Raw genomic sequence first — 17,757 nt, forward strand, 5'->3', positions numbered from 1 at the left:
ATTACTTGTTGAGGTTGTAGTCTTTTTCCGCCGCATCAAAGCGCTCGACCATACCGGCGGTCGGGGCGCCCATCTTGCTCACGAAGAAGATCGCGAGGCTGGCGAAGATGAAGCCTGGGATGATTTCGTACAGGCCCAGCAGTTCGAAGTGCTTCCACACGATCACGGTGATCGCGCCGACCAGGATGCCGGCCAGTGCGCCGTTGCGGGTCATGTTTTTCCAGATCACCGAGATCAGTACCACAGGACCAAACGCCGCGCCGAAACCGGCCCAGGCGTAGCTGACCAGGCCAAGAACGCGGTTGTTTGGATTGGCAGCCATGGCGATGGCGATCAGCGCCACCAGCAGCACCATCAGACGGCCGACCCAGACCAGTTCAACCTGGGAGGCGGTCTTGCGCAGGAAGGTTTTGTAGAAGTCTTCGGTCAGGGCGCTGGAGCACACCAGCAGTTGGCAGCTCAGGGTACTCATCACGGCCGCGAGGATGGCCGACAGCAGTACGCCCGCGATCCATGGGTTGAACAGCAGCTTGGCCAGTTCGATGAACACACGTTCGTGGTTCTCGTTGACCGGGCCAGCCACTTCCGGGTGCGCCGAGAAGTAAGCGATACCGAAGAAGCCCACGGCCACAGTGCCGCCCAGGCACAGGATCATCCAGGTCATGGAGATACGGCGTGCGTTGGCAATCGACTTCACCGAATCCGCCGCCATGAAACGCGCGAGGATGTGCGGCTGGCCGAAGTAGCCCAGGCCCCAGCCCATCAGCGAAATGATGCCGATGAAGGTGGTGTTTTTCAGCATGTTGAAGTTGTCAGGGTTCTTCGCTTCGATCGCCAGGAAGGTCGTATCGACACCACCGGTGGCCAGCAGCACGATGATCGGCGTGAGGATCAGCGCGAAGATCATCAGCGTGGCTTGTACGGTGTCAGTCCAGCTCACTGCCAGGAAACCACCGACGAAGGTGTAGGCAATTGTCGCCGCAGCGCCGGCCCACAGAGCGGTCTCGTAGGACATGCCGAAGGTGCTTTCGAACAGACGGGCACCTGCCACGATCCCGGAGGCGCAGTAGATGGTGAAGAACACCAGGATGACCACGGCGGAGATGATCCGCAGCAGGCCGCTTTTATCTTCGAAACGGCTGGAGAAGTAATCCGGCAGCGTCAGGGCGTCGCCGTTGTGTTCGGTCTGTACCCGCAGGCGACCGGCCACGAACAGCCAGTTGAGGTAGGCACCGACAATCAGGCCAATGGCGATCCAGCTTTCCGACAGACCGGACATGTAGATTGCGCCCGGCAGGCCCATCAACAACCAGCCGCTCATATCGGAAGCACCGGCGGACAACGCTGTCACCACGCTACCGAGGCTGCGACCGCCAAGGATGTAATCGGAAAGGTTGTTGGTGGAGCGATAGGCCATGAAGCCGATCAGCACCATTGCTGCGATGTAGATCACGAATGTGATCAGAGTTGGATTACTTACGCTCATTTGAGTGACGCCCTGGCTTTGTTTTTATGTAGCGGCGGTCTGTCAGACGGCCACCCACTGGTCAGTGGGTAAACGTAGCTGCATGCCGCGCATTTATGACTGACGTTTCCCCAGGAAAGCCGTCAGCCGATGAACCCCGGTTTACGGATGGTTGCACCTTGGCCGCGAATGCTATTCAACAAAGCAAATAAGGTGCAACCAGTTTCTGGGGAATAAGTTGCACCTGAGTACAAAATCCGCAAAACACCCTGTTTTTGCTCCCTTTCGGAGCAAGAACAGCCGATCTAAGAAGTAAAAGCACCAAGACAAAGCGCATTCTGCTGGCGTCAAAATTAATTCGGATGAAGCGTCGAAAATTTCATGGATAAAAAGGGTTGCACCCGGTTGCACCTCTGCATGCGCAAAGCTAATCTTGCCGCCAGCTAATGCCACTCGGTAGTGGCACCCATGAGGATAAGAAAATGGCGACGACCACCCTTGGGGTCAAACTTGACGACCCGACCCGCGAACGCCTGAAGGCAGCCGCGACCTCCATTGATCGCACGCCGCACTGGCTGATCAAGCAGGCGATTTTCAATTACCTGGAGAAACTGGAGGGTGGTGCAACCCTGACCGAACTCAACGGTTTGAGCAGCAAGGATGCCGATGACGCGGGTGAGGTCCAGGCCGACCATGCGCACCAGTGCTTCCTTGAATTCGCCGAGAGCATCCTGCCGCAGTCCGTACTGCGCGCGTCCATCACTGCCGCTTACCGTCGCCCAGAGCCGGAAGTGGTGCCGATGCTGATCGAGCAGGCGCGTCTGCCGGCTCCAATGGCTGAAGCCACCAACAAGCTCGCCGCCTCGATTGCCGAAAAACTGCGCAATCAGAAAAGTGCTGGTGGTCGTGCCGGCATTGTTCAGGGCCTGCTGCAGGAATTTTCCCTGTCATCCCAGGAAGGCGTGGCCCTGATGTGCCTGGCCGAGGCGCTGCTGCGCATCCCGGACAAGGGCACCCGTGACGCGCTGATCCGCGACAAGATCAGCACCGGCAACTGGCATCCGCACCTGGGCAACAGCCCGTCGCTGTTCGTCAACGCTGCCACCTGGGGTCTGCTGCTGACCGGCAAACTGGTCGCCACCCATAATGAGGCCGGCTTGACCTCGTCCCTGAGCCGCATCATCGGCAAAAGCGGCGAGCCGATGATCCGCAAGGGCGTCGACATGGCCATGCGCCTGATGGGCGAGCAGTTCGTCACCGGCGAAACCATCGCCGAAGCCTTGGCCAACGCCAGCAAGTTCGAAGCCAAAGGTTTCCGCTATTCCTACGATATGCTCGGTGAAGCCGCACTCACCGAACACGATGCCCAGAAATACCTGGCGTCATACGAACAAGCGATTCATTCCATCGGCAAAGCGTCTCACGGCCGTGGGATTTATGAAGGCCCGGGCATTTCCATCAAGCTGTCGGCACTTCACCCGCGTTACAGCCGTGCGCAGTACGAGCGCGTGATGGACGAGCTGTACCCGCGCCTGCTGTCCCTGACCTTGCTGGCCAAGCAATACGACATCGGCCTGAACATCGACGCCGAAGAGGCCGACCGCCTTGAGCTGTCCCTCGACCTGCTGGAGCGCCTGTGCTTCGAGCCGCAACTGACCGGCTGGAACGGCATCGGTTTCGTGATCCAGGCCTACCAAAAGCGTTGCCCCTATGTAATCGACTACGTCATCGACCTGGCGCGCCGCAGCCGCCATCGCCTGATGATCCGCCTGGTAAAAGGCGCGTACTGGGACAGCGAGATCAAACGCGCCCAAGTCGAAGGCCTGGAAGGCTACCCTGTGTATACCCGCAAGGTGTACACCGACGTTTCCTACATTGCCTGTGCACGCAAGCTGCTGTCGGTGCCGGAAGTCATCTACCCGCAGTTCGCCACGCACAACGCCCACACCCTGTCCGCCATTTACCATATCGCCGGTCAGAACTATTACCCCGGCCAGTACGAGTTCCAATGCCTGCACGGCATGGGTGAGCCGCTGTACGAGCAGGTCGTAGGCAAGGTTTCCGAAGGCAAACTGAACCGTCCGTGCCGCGTGTACGCACCGGTCGGCACCCACGAAACGTTACTGGCTTACCTGGTGCGTCGCCTGCTGGAAAACGGCGCCAACACCTCGTTCGTTAACCGCATCGCCGACCAGTCCATCTCCATTCAGGAGCTGGTGGCTGATCCAGTGGCCAGCATCGAGCAAATGGCCACGCAGGAAGGCGGCTTCGGCTTGCCGCACCCGCGTATTCCATTGCCGCGCGACCTGTACGGCAGCGACCGCGCCAACTCGGCCGGTATCGACTTGGCCAACGAACACCGCCTGGCGTCGCTGTCCTGCGCCTTGCTGGCAACCGCACACAACAACTGGAAAGCCGCGCCGATGCTGGGTTGCGCCACCAGTGATCAACCGGCTGCGCCAGTACTGAACCCGTCTGACCTGCGTGATGTGGTTGGTCAGGTTCAAGAAGCTACCGTCGAAGACGTCGACAACGCGATTCAATGTGCCATCAACGCTGGCCCGATCTGGCAGGCCACCCCGCCCGCCGAGCGCGCCGCGATTCTGGAACGTGCCGCCGACCTGATGGAAGGCGAGATCCAACCGCTGATGGGACTGCTGGCTCGCGAAGCCGGCAAAACCTTCGCCAACGCCATCGCCGAAGTGCGTGAAGCCGTGGACTTCCTGCGTTACTACGCCGTACAGGCCCGTAACGACTTCACCAATGATGCCCACCGCCCGCTGGGCCCAGTGGTCTGCATCAGCCCTTGGAACTTCCCGCTGGCGATTTTCAGTGGTCAAGTCGCAGCCGCATTGGCCGCCGGCAACCCGGTATTGGCCAAACCTGCCGAGCAAACCCCGCTCGTGGCCGCACAAGCCGTGCGCATCCTGCTGGAAGCCGGTATTCCGGAAGGCGTGCTGCAACTGCTGCCGGGCCAGGGCGAAAGCGTGGGTGCCCGCCTGGTCGGTGATGATCGCGTCAAAGGCGTGATGTTCACCGGTTCCACCGAAGTCGCGCGCCTGCTGCAACGCAATGTCGCCGGCCGCCTGGATGCCCAGGGCCGTCCGATCCCGCTGATCGCCGAAACTGGTGGCCAGAACGCGATGATCGTGGATTCTTCGGCACTGACCGAACAAGTGGTCATCGACGTGGCGTCCTCGGCCTTCGACAGCGCCGGCCAGCGTTGCTCGGCCCTGCGGGTACTGTGCCTGCAGGAAGATTCGGCAGACCGCGTCATCGAAATGCTTAAGGGCGCCATGGCTGAATGCCGCCTTGGCAACCCGGAGCGCCTGTCGGTAGACATCGGCCCGGTGATCGACGCCGAAGCCAAGGCCGGCATCGAGAAACACATCCAGGCCATGCGCGACAAAGGCCGCAATGTGTACCAGGTGGCAATTGCCGACGGTGAAGAAATCAAGCGCGGCACCTTCGTGATGCCAACCCTGATCGAACTGGAAAGCTTTGACGAACTGCAACGCGAGATCTTCGGGCCGGTACTGCACGTGGTGCGCTACAAGCGCAAAGAGATCGACCAGCTCATCGGCCAGATCAACGCCTCCGGCTACGGCCTGACCCTGGGCGTGCACACCCGTATCGACGAGACCATCGCCAAGGTGATCGACAACGTCAATGCCGGTAACGTCTACGTGAACCGCAACATCGTGGGTGCCGTGGTCGGCGTGCAGCCGTTCGGCGGCGAAGGCCTGTCGGGCACAGGCCCGAAAGCCGGTGGTCCGCTGTACCTGTACCGCTTGCTGTCGACCCGTCCTACCGATGCGATCGAGCAATCCTTCGTACGTGGCGACACGTTGACTGCACCGGATGTGCGTCTGCGCGACGCGATGAGCCAACCGCTGACCGCCCTGAAAACCTGGGCCGACAGCAATTCGTTCAGCGAGCTGAGTGCTCTGTGCAGCCAGTTCGCCGCGCAATCCCAAAGCGGTATCACCCGTCAGTTGGCCGGTCCGACCGGCGAGCGCAACAGCTACGCCATCCTGCCCCGCGAGCACGTACTGTGCCTGGCGGAAGTGGAAGGCGATCTGTTGACTCAACTGGCGGCGGTATTGGCCGTCGGCGGTTCGGCGGTATGGCCGGAAACTGACCTGACCAAGGCCGTGTTCCTACGCTTGCCGAAGGAAATTCAAGCGAAGATCAAGCGCGTGGCGGATTGGACCAAGGACGAGGTGGTGTTTGACGCCGTCCTGCATCACGGTGATTCAGACCAACTGCGTGCGGTGTGCCAGCAAGTGGCGCAGCGCGGTGGGGCGATTGTCGGGGTGCATGGCTTGTCTCAGGGCGAAACATCCATTGCCTTGGAGCGCCTGGTGATCGAACGGGCGTTGAGCGTTAACACCGCTGCAGCGGGCGGTAACGCCAGCCTGATGACCATCGGCTAACTGACGAAACGCGGTAAACATGTGGGAGGGGGCTTGCCCCCTCCCACATTTGATCGCACTTCAAATGATCATCTGTGTTTTGCCACTCCATCACTTAGATCAATCTTGCTGTTCACCCTTAATTCGCGCACTTAGACTCAGGCCAATTCCTCCAAAGGTAAGCCGCCATGTCCGAGATGCTGCTCAGTTCCCGCAATCTGGCTTTCGAGCTGTACGAAGTCCTCGATGCCGAGGGCCTGACCCAGCGCGAGCGGTTTGCCGAGCACAATCGCGAAACCTTCGATGCGGCCATCAGCACCGCGCGCTCCATCGCCGAAAAATATTTCGCGCCGCATAACCGCAAAAACGACGAGAACGAACCGCGCTACGAAGACGGCAAGGCGATCCTGATTCCGGAAGTCAAACCGGCCGTGGATGCGTTCCTGGAAGCCGGCTTCCTCAATGCCGCCCGCAGTTTCGAAGCCGGTGGCATGCAGTTGCCGACCTTGCTGTCCCAGGCCTGCTTTGCGCACTTCCAGTCCGCCAACGCGGCATCCACTTCCTACCCGTTCCTGACCATGGGCGCGGCCAACCTGATCGAAAGCTTCGGCACCGAGGAGCAAAAACAGCGCTTCCTGCAACCGATGATCGACGGGCGTTTCTTCGGCACCATGGCCCTGACAGAACCCCACGCGGGCTCATCGCTGTCGGATATTCGTACCCGCGCCGAACCCGCGGCTGACGGCAGCTATCGACTCAAGGGCAACAAGATCTTTATCTCCGGAGGCGACCACCCGCTGTCGGAAAACATCGTGCATATGGTGCTGGCCAAGCTGCCGGATGCGCCGGCCGGGGTGAAGGGCATTTCGCTGTTCATCGTGCCCAAATTCCTGGTTAACGATGACGGCAGTCTCGGTGCACGCAACGACGTGCTGTTGGCCGGGCTGTTTCACAAGATGGGCTGGCGCGGCACCACGTCGACCGCGCTTAACTTCGGCGATAACGGCAACTGCGTCGGCTATCTGGTGGGCAAACCACACCAGGGCTTGAGCTGCATGTTTCAGATGATGAACGAGGCACGCATCGGCGTCGGCATGGGCGCGGTCATGCTCGGTTACGCCGGCTACCTGTATTCCCTGGAATACGCCCGCGAACGCCCGCAAGGTCGTCTGCCCGACAGCAAAGACCCAAGCACCGCGCCGGTTTCGATCATCCAGCACGCAGATATCAAGCGCATGCTGCTGACCCAAAAAGCTTACGTAGAAGGCGCGTTCGACCTGGGCCTGTACGCCGCGCGCCTGTTCGATAACACCACGACGCTGGAAACCGAGAGCGAACGCAAACAGGCCCACGAACTGCTGGACCTGCTCACGCCCATCGTTAAATCCTGGCCGTCGGAGTTTTGCCTCAAGGCCAACGAACTGGCGATCCAGATCCTCGGCGGCCACGGCTACACCCGTGAATACCCGGTGGAGCAGTACTACCGCGACAACCGCCTGAACCCGATCCATGAAGGCACCCATGGCATCCAGTCTCTGGATTTGCTGGGCCGCAAGCTGGCACAGAACGGCGGCGCGGGGCTCAAGCAACTGATCCGCCTGATCGCCGACACGGGCTCGCGGGCGCAGGAATATCCAGGCCTGACGGCATTAAGAGAGCCGCTGGAACACCTGGTCACCCGCCTGCAAAGCGTGACCATCGGCCTGCTGACGGATCTCGCCCACGGCAAGGTCAACAGCAGCCTGGCGAACTCGGCGCTGTACCTGAAGGTATTCGGGCATACGGTAATTGGCTGGCGCTGGCTGGAACAGGCGATTCGCGCCGAAGAAGGGCTGGCCAAGGGTAATGCGGCGGATGCTGCCTTCTATAAAGGCAAGCTCCAGGCCGCCCGTTACTTCCTGACCTGGGAAGTACCGGGCTGCCATCATGAACTGGCGATTCTGGAGGCGCGGGATGATACGTGCCTGGGGATGCAGGATGCGTGGTTCTAAGGCTGGATCGCCTTGGAAATCACCTCGACCGTGGCGCTGACTTGCTCTTGGTAACGGTCGAGTTCCTGCTGATGAGCCTGCTGCAGTTCAATCTGCTCGGCGCACAGGTTCAGCGCCGCCAGCACCAGTAATTTGTCACCGATCAGGGTCGGGTACTTTTTCTTGGTGGTGGCCAGGGAGGCCTTGAGCATGGTCACGGCGTGCATCAGGGTCTTGTCTTCCCCGGCTGGCGCCTTGATCGAGTAATCCTCTCCGAGAATCGAAACGACCTTTATCCCTTCATTCATGCGCCGACAGGCCCTGCGCTCACACGCTCAACCAACGCCTGGATACGGGCAGCGGTGGCGCCGTGTTTTTCTTCCTGCTCCATCAAGCTCAGTTGCAGGCTGTCGTTCTCATCCTTGGCGTTGGCCAGTTCGGCCTTGAGGGATTCGTTGCTGCTCAGCAGGTCTTGATTCTGCTGTACGAGGTCGTTGACCAGTTGTTCCAATTGGCTGAGGGATGCTTCTAACATTTTGATTTCTCGGGCTTTTTCAAAGGGCGGTGACGATAAAGAAAATTCACCTCGGATGCCAGGGTTATCCCCGGCGCGCAGCCCGATTTTTAGGGGCCGGGCCGCACTTTCGAGCCTTAGTGACTGCATTTACCCGATCTGGTTCCTGAATCGGCCAAACCCCTCGTCAGATGCGACAAAAACGCACACGCCCCTTTAGACTTTAGTCGTACGACCGATAGAGATGCACACCCCGTCTCACCCCTCGCACGGATCGCGCTTCTCCCCAGGATTCCCGCATGTCGCTTCGTAATATGAATATCGCTCCGAGGGCCTTCCTCGGTTTTGCGTTGATTGGTGCACTCATGCTGTTTCTCGGTGTATTCGCCCTCAACCAGATGAGCAAAATCCGTGCTGCCACCGAAGACATCACCTTGTCCAGCGTGCCAAGCATTCGCGCCCTCGATGAGTTCACCCAACTGACCTTGCGCCTGCGAGTGCTGTCATACCGCTTGCTGACCAACCGCGAGCCGGACGTGCAGCAAAAGACCCTGGAAGCCTTCGAACTGCGTAACCAGCAGATCCGCACAGCCCAGGGCATTTACGAAAAACTGATTGAAGGCAGCGAGGAGCGCGCCACCTACAACGAGTACGTGCGCTTGCTTGGCCAGTACCATCAAATTGAAGAACGCATGAAGAGCCTGTCACGGGCCAACCAGGTGGACGAGCTGCGCAGCCTGCTCAACACCGAGTTGCTGAGCAACTCCGAGCAGGTCAACGCCGTGCTGACGCGCCTGCTGGACCTCAATAACAAGATGGCCCTGGCCACAAATCAGGAGGCCGAAGACCAATACAACTTGGCGTTCAATCTGGTCGTGGGCCTGCTGGTGATCGCCACGGCGCTGACGATGTTGTTCGCCTGGCTGCTGACCCGCAGCATCACCCTGCCGATTTCCCAAGCGCTCGAAGCGGCGGAAGAAGTCGCCGAAGGCAACCTGACCCGGCCGATCAAGGTCGACGGCAACGACGAAGCCGGACGCTTGCTGGCCGCCATGGCCAAGATGCAGGACAAGCTGCGCGACACCCTGCAACGCATCGCCGGTTCTGCCACCCAGTTGGCTTCCGCCGCCGAAGAGCTGAATGCCGTCACCGACGAAAGCGCCCGTGGCCTGACCCAGCAGAACAACGAGATCGAGCAAGCCGCCACCGCCGTCAACGAGATGACCAGCGCCGTCGAAGAAGTCGCGCGCAATGCGGTGAGCACCTCTGAAGCCTCGCGCAACGCCACCACCTCAGCCGGTGACGGCCGTGACTTGGTGCAGGAAACCGTCAGCGCCATCGAGCGCATGAGCGGCGATGTGCAAGCGACCGCCACGCTGATTGGCGAACTGGCCAATGAGTCGCGCGATATTGGCAAAGTGCTGGACGTGATTCGCGGCCTGGCTGACCAGACCAATCTGCTGGCCCTGAACGCGGCGATTGAAGCCGCGCGTGCCGGCGAAGCCGGGCGTGGTTTCGCGGTGGTTGCCGATGAAGTACGGGCGTTGGCCCATCGCACCCAGCAGTCCACCAGCGAGATCGAGCGGATGATCGGCAGTATCCAGGCCGGCACCGAGCACGCGGTGGATTCGATGCGCAACAGCACCGAGCGCGCTGAGTCGACGCTGAACATCGCCAAAGGTGCCGGGATGTCGCTGGACACCATCAACACGGCGATTGTCGAGATCAACGAGCGCAACCTGGTGATCGCCAGCGCGGCGGAAGAGCAGGCGCAGGTGGCGCGGGAAGTGGACCGCAACCTGGTGAACATTCGTGACCTGTCGGTGCAGTCGGCGACCGGCGCCAGCCAGACCAGTGCGGCCAGCAGTGAGCTGTCGCGCCTGGCGGTGGATTTGAATGGGATGGTCGGCCGCTTTCGCCTCTAAAAATGTGGGAGGGGGCTTGCCCCCGATAGCGGTGGGTCAGTTACAGATAAGCTGACTGACATACCGCCATCGGGGGCAAGCCCCCTCCCACATTCAGATCTGCGCCCGGCGTTAAAAGCTTTTTGACAGCACAGCAATTCAACAGGTTAGAATCCCTGGCACGCAGACTGCATGGTCAGTTTGCGTCCCGTCTTATTTGCTCATGGAGTACTGCCTTTGAATGCGACGACCATCAACAGCCTGTTCTTGATCGGCGCGTTGCTGGTGAGTGCGAGCATTCTGGTGAGTTCTCTTTCGTCGCGCCTGGGCATCCCGATCCTGGTGATCATCCTGGCCGTGGGCATGGTTGCTGGCGTCGATGGCGGCGGCATCATTTTCGATAACTACCCAACCGCCTACCTGGTGGGCAACCTCGCACTGGCCGTAATCCTGCTTGACGGCGGGTTGCGCACGCGGGTGGCGAGTTTCCGAGTGGCGCTTTGGCCAGCACTGTCCCTGGCCACGGTGGGGGTGTTGATTACCACCGGCCTCACGGGCATGGCGGCGGCCTGGTTGTTTGACCTCAATATTATTCAAGGCTTGCTGATTGGCGCGATTGTCGGCTCCACAGACGCTGCGGCGGTGTTCTCGCTGCTCGGCGGCAAGGGCCTGAACGAACGGGTCACCGCCACTCTGGAAATCGAATCCGGCAGCAACGACCCAATGGCGGTGTTCCTCACCGTCACCCTGATTGACATGCTCGCCAGCGGTCAGACTGGCCTGCACTGGAGCCTGCTGACTCATCTGGTACGCGAATTTGGCATCGGCGGCATCGTCGGCCTGGGCGGCGGTTGGCTGATGCTGCAGATGGTCAACCGTATCAATCTGGCGACCGGCCTTTATCCGATCCTGGTGATCGCCGGCGGCCTGTTCGTCTTCGCCCTGACCAACGCCTTGCACGGCAGCGGCTTCCTTGCCGTGTACCTGTGCGGCCTGGTAATCGGCAACCGCCCGGTGCGCAGTCGGCATGGCATTTTGCACATGCTCGACGGCATGGCCTGGCTGGCGCAAATCGGCATGTTCCTGGTGCTTGGCCTGCTGGTCACGCCCCATGATTTGCTGCCAATCGCTCTGCCGGCCCTGGGCCTGGCGCTGTGGATGATCCTGTTTGCGCGTCCCCTGTCGGTGATCGTCGGCCTACTGCCGTTCAAAGCGTTCCACGGTCGCGAAAAAGGCTTTATCGCCTGGGTCGGTCTGCGCGGCGCAGTCCCGATCATTCTCGCGGTATTCCCGCTGATGGCCGGACTGCCCCACGCACAGCTGTACTTCAACTTGGCGTTCTTTATCGTGCTGGTCTCGCTGCTGGTGCAGGGCACGAGCCTGCCGTGGGTGGCCAAGTTGCTGAAAGTGACCGTACCGCCAGACCCCGCGCCGATCTCTCGCGCCGCCCTGGAAGTACACGTCACCAGCGAGTGGGAGCTTTTCGTCTACCGCCTGGGCGCCGAAAAATGGTGCATCGGGGCAGCGCTGCGCGAATTGAAAATGCCTGAAGGCACGCGGATTGCTGCGCTGTTCCGGGGCCAGCTACTGCTCCATCCGTCGGGTAGTACGGTGCTGGAAGTCGACGATCTGCTCTGTGTGATCGGCCATGAACACAACCTGCCAGCCCTCGGAAAACTGTTCAGCCAGGCACCGCAACGCGGCCTCGATCTGCGCTTCTTCGGCGACTTCGTGCTGGAAGGCGACGCCCAACTGGGCGCGGTTTCGGCCCTTTACGGCCTGAAGCTGGAAGGTATCGACCCGGACATGCCACTGAGCAGCTTCATCAACCAGAAAGTCGGCGGCGCCCCTATCGTCGGCGACCAGGTGGAGTGGAACAACACCATCTGGACCGTCGCGGTCATGGACGGGAACAAGATCGGCAAAGTGGGCGTCAGATTCCCCGAAGGAAGTCGCCCGGGCCCCGGACTCTTCCTCTAAACTGCGGAGCGACAGCACGCTCCCGATTCTTCACCTTGCAAGACCGGTCTCTATGCCAACCCTGCGCACTTTTCTCGCCACTGCCCTGCTGGGCCTGACCCTTTGTGTCGGCAGCGTCTACGCCGCCGAGCCGCCCAGCGCCGACGCCATTCAGCAAACCCTGGACAAGCTGCCTGATCGCAAACTGCCCGACGCCGACATGAAGGCGCTGCAGTCGATCCTGCAACAGACCCTGACCTACCTGGGCAACCAGCAGGATTATGAGCAGCGCCTCACTGACCTCAAGCGCCAGCTGGAAGACGCGCCGCGCCAGACCAGCGAAAACCAGCGCGAGCTGACCCGGCTCAAGGCCACCAAAATCATCCCGGTGGCCCAACGCTATGCCACGCTGCCCGTGCCACAGCTTGAGCAATTGCTGGTGCAACGCACCACCCAGCAAGGCGACCTGCAAAAAGACCTGGCCGAAGCCAACAGCCTGACCATCGCTGCCCAAACACGCCCCGAACGCGCGCAGACCGAAATCAGCAGCAGCCAGACGCGCATCCAGCAGATCAACGCGACCCTCAAGGCCGGTAAAGACAATGGCAAAGCCCTCAGCGGCGACCAGCGCAACCAACTGAATGCCGAACTCGCTGCGCTCAATGCCCTGATCCCCCTGCGCCGCCAGGAACTGGCCGGCAACAGCCAACTGCAAGACCTGGGCAACAGCCAGCACGACCTCGTGGTGGAAAAGACCGCGCGCCTGGAACAAGAAATCCAGGACCTGCAAACCCTGATCAACCAGAAACGCCTGGCCCAGTCCCAACAGACCGTCACCCAGCAGTCCATCGAAGCGCAAAAGGCCGGTGGCAGCAGCCTGTTGGCCACCGAAAGCGCGGCCAACCTGAAGCTGTCCGACTACCTGCTCAAAAGCACCGACCGCCTCAACGACCTGACCCAGAAGAACCTGCAGACCAAGCAGCAACTGGACACCGTGACCCAGAGCGACTCGGCACTGGACGAGCAGATCAACGTGCTCAAGGGCAGCCTGCTGCTGTCGAAGATTCTGTATAAGCAAAAACAAGCGCTGCCACGCCTGACGGTGGACCGCGACCTGGCGGACGACATCGCCAACATTCGCCTGTACCAGTTTGAGGTCAACCAACAGCGTGAGCTGATCAGTTCCCCCAGCACCTATGTGGACAATCTGCTGGCCAACCAGCCACCGGATGACATCACCCCGCAACTGCGCCGAACCCTGCTGGAGCTTGCGATTACCCGCAGCGACCTGCTGGAGCGCCTGAGTCGTGAGTTGAGCGCGCTGCTCAATGAGTCCATCACCCTGCAACTGAACCAGAAACAACTGCTCAGCACCGCCACCACCCTGCGCGCGACGCTGGATGAACAGATGTTCTGGATCCCCAGTAACAAGCCGCTGGACACCGAGTGGCTGGAAACCGTGCCGGCGCACTTGAGCAAGCAAGTCACCACCCTGCCCTGGGCCTCCAGCGTCAGTGAGTTGTACGACGGCCTGACCCAGCGCCCGCTACTGTTCCTGCCATTGCTGCTATTGATCGGCGCACTGCTGTGGCGACGCAAGGCCCTGTACCAACGCCTGAACAAGGTCCATCTGGACATCGGGCACTTCAAGCGCGACAGCCAGTGGCACACGCCGCAAGCCATCTTGATCAATATCCTGCTGGCCATGCCCGTATCGCTGGGACTGGCGCTGTGCGGCTACGCGCTGCAGATCGACGCCCGTGGGCAAAACGCCAACCTGGGTTCAGCCCTGCTTCAACTGGCCCAGGCGTGGCTGGTGTTCTACACCGCCTACCGCATCCTGGCGCCGGGCGGCGTGGCGGAACTGCACTTCCGCTGGGAAAAACCCCAGGTCGAATTCCTCCAGGGTTGGGTGCGCAAACTCGGGCTGGTGGTATTGGCTCTGGTGGCCGTGGTGGCGATTGCCGAGCATCAACCGGCGGCACTGGCCGACGACGTGCTGGGCATCGCCGTGGTCCTGACCTGCTACGCCCTGATGGCCTGGCTGCTCGGGCGCCTGCTGCTGCACAGCCCGACCCACGAAAAAGCCTCGCTGTTCCGCAAATCCGTGGGCCTGGTATTCACCGCGCTGCCGATCGCCCTGTTTATTGCCGTGTGCTTTGGCTACTACTACACCGCCCTCAAGCTCAGCGACCGACTGATCAACACCTTGTACCTGTTGATGTTTTGGCTGGTCATCGAAGCCACCTTCGTCCGCGGCCTAGGCGTTGCCGCCCGGCGCCTGGCTTATTCCCGCGCCTTGGCCAAACGCCAGGCCGCCAAGGAAGCAGGTGACGGCGAAGCGGTAATCGAAGAGCCGACCCTGGACATCGAGCAGGTCAACGAACAGTCCATGCGCCTGATTCGCCTGGCCCTGCTGGGCGGCTTTATCGCCGCGTTGTACTGGGTGTGGTCGGACCTGATCTCGGTGTTTTCGTACCTGGATAACGTCACGCTGTACGAATACACCAGCGGCACCGGTGCCAATATCAGCATGGTGCCCATCAGCATCGGCGACTTGCTCGGCGCGCTGATCATCATCGGTATCACCTTCGCCCTGGCGCGCAACCTGCCCGGTCTGCTGGAGGTGTTGGTGCTGTCCAAACTGGATCTGGCACAGGGCAGCGCCTACGCCACCACCACGCTGCTGTCCTATGTGATTGCCGGCGTCGGCTTCGTGTCCACCCTGTCTACCCTCGGCGTGAGCTGGGACAAGCTGCAGTGGCTGGTCGCCGCGCTGTCGGTGGGCTTGGGCTTCGGCATGCAGGAGATCTTCGCCAACTTTATCTCCGGCATCATGATCCTGTTCGAACGCCCGGTGCGTATCGGCGACACCATCACCATCGGCAACCTGTCGGGCACGGTGAGCAAGATTCGCATCCGCGCCACCACCATCACCGACTTCGACCGCAAGGACATCATTGTCCCGAACAAGACGTTCATTACCGGGCAACTGATTAACTGGTCGCTGACCGACACCATCACCCGCGTCACTCTGAAACTGGGCGTGGACTACGGCTCCGATCTGGACCTGGTGAAGGAATTGCTGCTCAAGGCCGCGAGGGAAAATCCACGGGTGCTGAAGGAACCGGAACCTCACGTGTACTTCCTCAACTTCGGCGAAAGCACCCTCGACCACGAACTGCGTATGCACGTGCGCGACCTGGGTGACCGCAACCCGGTACTCGACGAGGTCAACCGCTACATCAACCGTGAGTTCAAGAAGCAGCACATCAACATCTCGTTCCGGCAGATGGAGGTGTACCTCAAGAACATGCATGGCCAGGAGTACAAACTGGTGCCGGTCGAGGATGATCGCAAGACCATCGCCGGGCCCGCCAACGAACAGGACGCCCCCGAGCCGCCACCCGGCAAAGTCGACGATGCGCCGGAACCGCCGCCCAGCAAACTCGACTAAAGCGTCTATCCCCAGCAGAATGCTCGGACATTCTGCTGGAGATGGCCGGTGAAAGCCCTCGACGAACTGACCTTCGACAACCGCTTCGCACGCCTGGGCGACGCGTTCTCAACCCACGTTTTGCCCGAACCCATCGACGAGCCTCGCCTTGTCGTGGCGAGCAACGCCGCCATGGCCCTGCTCGACCTCGACCCGGCGGTGGCAGAAACGCCGGTATTCGCCGAACTGTTCAGCGGCCACAAGCTGTGGGCCGAAGCAGAACCGCGCGCGATGATCTACTCCGGGCACCAGTTCGGCGGCTATACCCCTCAGCTGGGCGACGGCCGTGGGTTGTTGCTGGGCGAGGTGTACAACGAGGCCGGCGAACATTGGGACCTGCACCTCAAGGGTGCCGGGATGACGCCTTACTCGCGGATGGGCGATGGCCGTGCGGTTTTACGCTCCTCGATTCGTGAGTTCCTCGCCAGCGAAGCCCTCCACGCGTTGGGCATTCCCAGCAGCCGCGCGCTGTGTGTAATCGGCTCCAGCACGCCGGTATGGCGGGAAAAACAGGAGCGGGGTGCCATGGTGTTGCGCCTCGCGCCCAGCCATATCCGCTTTGGGCATTTCGAATACTTCTACTACACCAAGAAGCCCGAGCAGCAAGCCGAACTGGCCGAGCATGTGCTGAACCTGCACTACCCCGAGTGCCGCGAACAGCCCGAACCGTACCTGGCGATGTTCCGTGAAATCGTCGAGCGCAACGCCGAGATGATCGCCAAATGGCAGGCCTATGGCTTCTGCCATGGCGTGATGAACACCGACAACATGTCGATCCTGGGCATCACCTTCGACTTCGGGCCGTTCGCGTTTCTTGATGACTTTGACGCGCACTTCATCTGCAACCATTCGGACCATGAAGGGCGCTACTCCTTCAGCAATCAGGTGCCGATTGGACAGTGGAACCTCAGTGCGCTGGCCCAGGCGCTCACGCCGTTTATCAGCGTCGATGCCTTGAAGGAGGCCCTCGGCCTGTACCTGCCGCTGTACCAGGCGCACTACCTGGACCTGATGCGTCGCCGACTCGGGCTCACCACCGCCGAAGACGACGACCAGCAACTGGTGGAGCGCCTGCTGAAACTGATGCAGAACAGCGGTGTGGATTACACGCTGTTCTTCCGTCGCCTTGGGGATGAGTCAGCGGCGCTGGCCGTAGCGCGGTTGCGCGATGATTTTGTCGACATGGCCGGGTTCGATGCTTGGGCCGAGCAGTACAAGGAACGTGTTGCACGAGACGCAGACTCCAGCGAGGAGCAGCGCCGCGAGCGGATGCACGCCGTGAATCCGCTGTACATCCTGCGCAACTACCTCGCCCAGAACGCCATCACCGCAGCCGAGTCGGGCGACTACAGCGAAGTTCGGCGATTGCATGAGGTGCTTTCCAGGCCGTTCGAGGAGCAAGCGGGGATGGAGCAGTACGCGCAGCGCCCGCCGGATTGGGGAAAGCATTTGGAGATCAGTTGTTCGTCGTGACCACGAGAGCAATGAGCACCCTTTCTACAATCATGTGTTTCGCTTGATAACTATCATTGCTGGCTCCAAATAGAGCCTATTGGCCATTTCCAGGAGCCCTCAATGTCCGAACCTCTCGTCATACCCTGCCCTCATTGCAACGGCCTCAACCGCATCCCCGGCGAACGCCTGGCAGATGCGCCCAAATGCGGGCGTTGCAAACAGCCCGTTTTGTTGAATAAGCCTTTTGAGCTGAAACAAGGCGATTACGCCAGCCAGATCAAAGGCGACCTGCCGCTTCTGGTGGACGTTTGGGCCGACTGGTGCGGACCGTGCAAGTCGTTCGCACCAGTGTTTGAACAGGCTGCCGGGCAGTTGGAGGGCAAGTGCCGGTTGGCCAAGCTGGACAGCGAGGCCAATCAACAGTTGTCGGCGCAGTTGGGGATTCGGTCGATTCCGAGCCTGATTCTGTTCAAGAATGGTCGCGAAGTGGCGCGTCAGAGTGGAGCGTTTCCGTTGCCGCAGTTGATGAGTTGGTTGCGTAGCCAGGGGGTGTAACCGAACCTCAAGGACAATGCTGGG

The 17,757-nt window shown here is 60.8% G+C and carries 9 protein-coding genes and 2 pseudogenes; 8 read left to right on the top strand and 3 right to left on the bottom strand.

The window, feature by feature from the left end; all coding sequences use genetic code 11:
• Nucleotide 1: 1 nt before the first annotated feature.
• The gene (putP, locus tag ACKZ62_RS26335; RefSeq protein WP_032890351.1) at nucleotides 2-1,486 is read right to left on the bottom strand and encodes a sodium/proline symporter PutP; all 1,485 of its coding nucleotides are present in this window, start codon (nucleotides 1,484-1,486) and stop codon (nucleotides 2-4) included.
• A gap of 461 nt (nucleotides 1,487-1,947) precedes the next feature.
• On the opposite strand from putP, the gene putA reads away from it, so the two are divergent.
• Both putA and ACKZ62_RS26345 read left to right on the top strand, forming a co-directional pair.
• The gene (gene putA, locus ACKZ62_RS26340; RefSeq protein ID WP_447096042.1) at nucleotides 1,948-5,901 is read left to right on the top strand and encodes a trifunctional transcriptional regulator/proline dehydrogenase/L-glutamate gamma-semialdehyde dehydrogenase; all 3,954 of its coding nucleotides are present in this window, start codon (nucleotides 1,948-1,950) and stop codon (nucleotides 5,899-5,901) included.
• A gap of 167 nt (nucleotides 5,902-6,068) precedes the next feature.
• The gene (locus tag ACKZ62_RS26345; RefSeq protein WP_447096043.1) at nucleotides 6,069-7,871 is read left to right on the top strand and encodes an acyl-CoA dehydrogenase; all 1,803 of its coding nucleotides are present in this window, start codon (nucleotides 6,069-6,071) and stop codon (nucleotides 7,869-7,871) included.
• Here ACKZ62_RS26345 and ACKZ62_RS26350 read toward each other — a convergent pair.
• The gene (locus ACKZ62_RS26350; protein WP_032890345.1) at nucleotides 7,868-8,158 is read right to left on the bottom strand and encodes a cell division protein ZapA; all 291 of its coding nucleotides are present in this window, start codon (nucleotides 8,156-8,158) and stop codon (nucleotides 7,868-7,870) included. The two genes, ACKZ62_RS26345 and ACKZ62_RS26350, sit on opposite strands and share 4 nt — an antisense overlap.
• Nucleotides 8,155-8,385, bottom strand: a complete 231-nt coding sequence (locus ACKZ62_RS26355; RefSeq protein ID WP_032890343.1) for a hypothetical protein — start codon at nucleotides 8,383-8,385, stop codon at nucleotides 8,155-8,157. Before ACKZ62_RS26355 ends, ACKZ62_RS26350 begins: the two co-directional genes overlap by 4 nt.
• A 344-nt stretch (nucleotides 8,386-8,729) precedes the next feature.
• On the opposite strand from ACKZ62_RS26355, the pseudogene ACKZ62_RS26360 reads away from it, so the two are divergent.
• The 6 genes and pseudogenes from ACKZ62_RS26360 to trxC all read left to right on the top strand — a co-directional run.
• Nucleotides 8,730-9,386, top strand: a pseudogene (locus ACKZ62_RS26360) (MCP four helix bundle domain-containing protein); the annotation flags it as partial.
• Nucleotides 9,387-9,689: 303 nt separating this feature from the next.
• Nucleotides 9,690-10,289, top strand: a pseudogene (locus ACKZ62_RS26365) (methyl-accepting chemotaxis protein); the annotation flags it as partial.
• Between the two features lie 216 nt (nucleotides 10,290-10,505).
• Complete coding sequence (locus ACKZ62_RS26370; protein WP_447096044.1) at nucleotides 10,506-12,248, top strand: potassium/proton antiporter; 1,743 nt, start codon at nucleotides 10,506-10,508, stop codon at nucleotides 12,246-12,248.
• Nucleotides 12,249-12,300: 52 nt separating this feature from the next.
• Complete coding sequence (gene mscK / locus ACKZ62_RS26375) at nucleotides 12,301-15,684, top strand: mechanosensitive channel MscK (protein WP_122682109.1); 3,384 nt, start codon at nucleotides 12,301-12,303, stop codon at nucleotides 15,682-15,684.
• A gap of 48 nt (nucleotides 15,685-15,732) precedes the next feature.
• Nucleotides 15,733-17,196, top strand: a complete 1,464-nt coding sequence (selO, locus tag ACKZ62_RS26380; RefSeq protein ID WP_447096045.1) for a protein adenylyltransferase SelO — start codon at nucleotides 15,733-15,735, stop codon at nucleotides 17,194-17,196.
• Nucleotides 17,197-17,298: 102 nt separating this feature from the next.
• On the top strand, nucleotides 17,299-17,733 hold the full coding sequence (gene trxC / locus ACKZ62_RS26385; RefSeq protein ID WP_032890334.1) for a thioredoxin TrxC: 435 nt from the start codon (nucleotides 17,299-17,301) through the stop codon (nucleotides 17,731-17,733).
• Nucleotides 17,734-17,757 lie beyond the last annotated feature (24 nt).

This window comes from Pseudomonas sivasensis (assembly GCF_052938085.1).

What these genes read in the sequence shown, in the direction of transcription:
- putP (WP_032890351.1), bottom strand. Translation starts at nt 1,486, where the DNA reads ATGAGCGTAAGTAATCCAACTCTGATCACATTCGTGATCTACATCGCA.
- ACKZ62_RS26350 (WP_032890345.1), bottom strand. Translation starts at nt 8,158, where the DNA reads ATGAATGAAGGGATAAAGGTCGTTTCGATTCTCGGAGAGGATTACTCG.
- putA (WP_447096042.1), top strand. Translation starts at nt 1,948, where the DNA reads ATGGCGACGACCACCCTTGGGGTCAAACTTGACGACCCGACCCGCGAA.
- mscK (WP_122682109.1), top strand. Translation starts at nt 12,301, where the DNA reads ATGCCAACCCTGCGCACTTTTCTCGCCACTGCCCTGCTGGGCCTGACC.
- trxC (WP_032890334.1), top strand. Translation starts at nt 17,299, where the DNA reads ATGTCCGAACCTCTCGTCATACCCTGCCCTCATTGCAACGGCCTCAAC.
- ACKZ62_RS26345 (WP_447096043.1), top strand. Translation starts at nt 6,069, where the DNA reads ATGTCCGAGATGCTGCTCAGTTCCCGCAATCTGGCTTTCGAGCTGTAC.
- ACKZ62_RS26355 (WP_032890343.1), bottom strand. Translation starts at nt 8,385, where the DNA reads ATGTTAGAAGCATCCCTCAGCCAATTGGAACAACTGGTCAACGACCTC.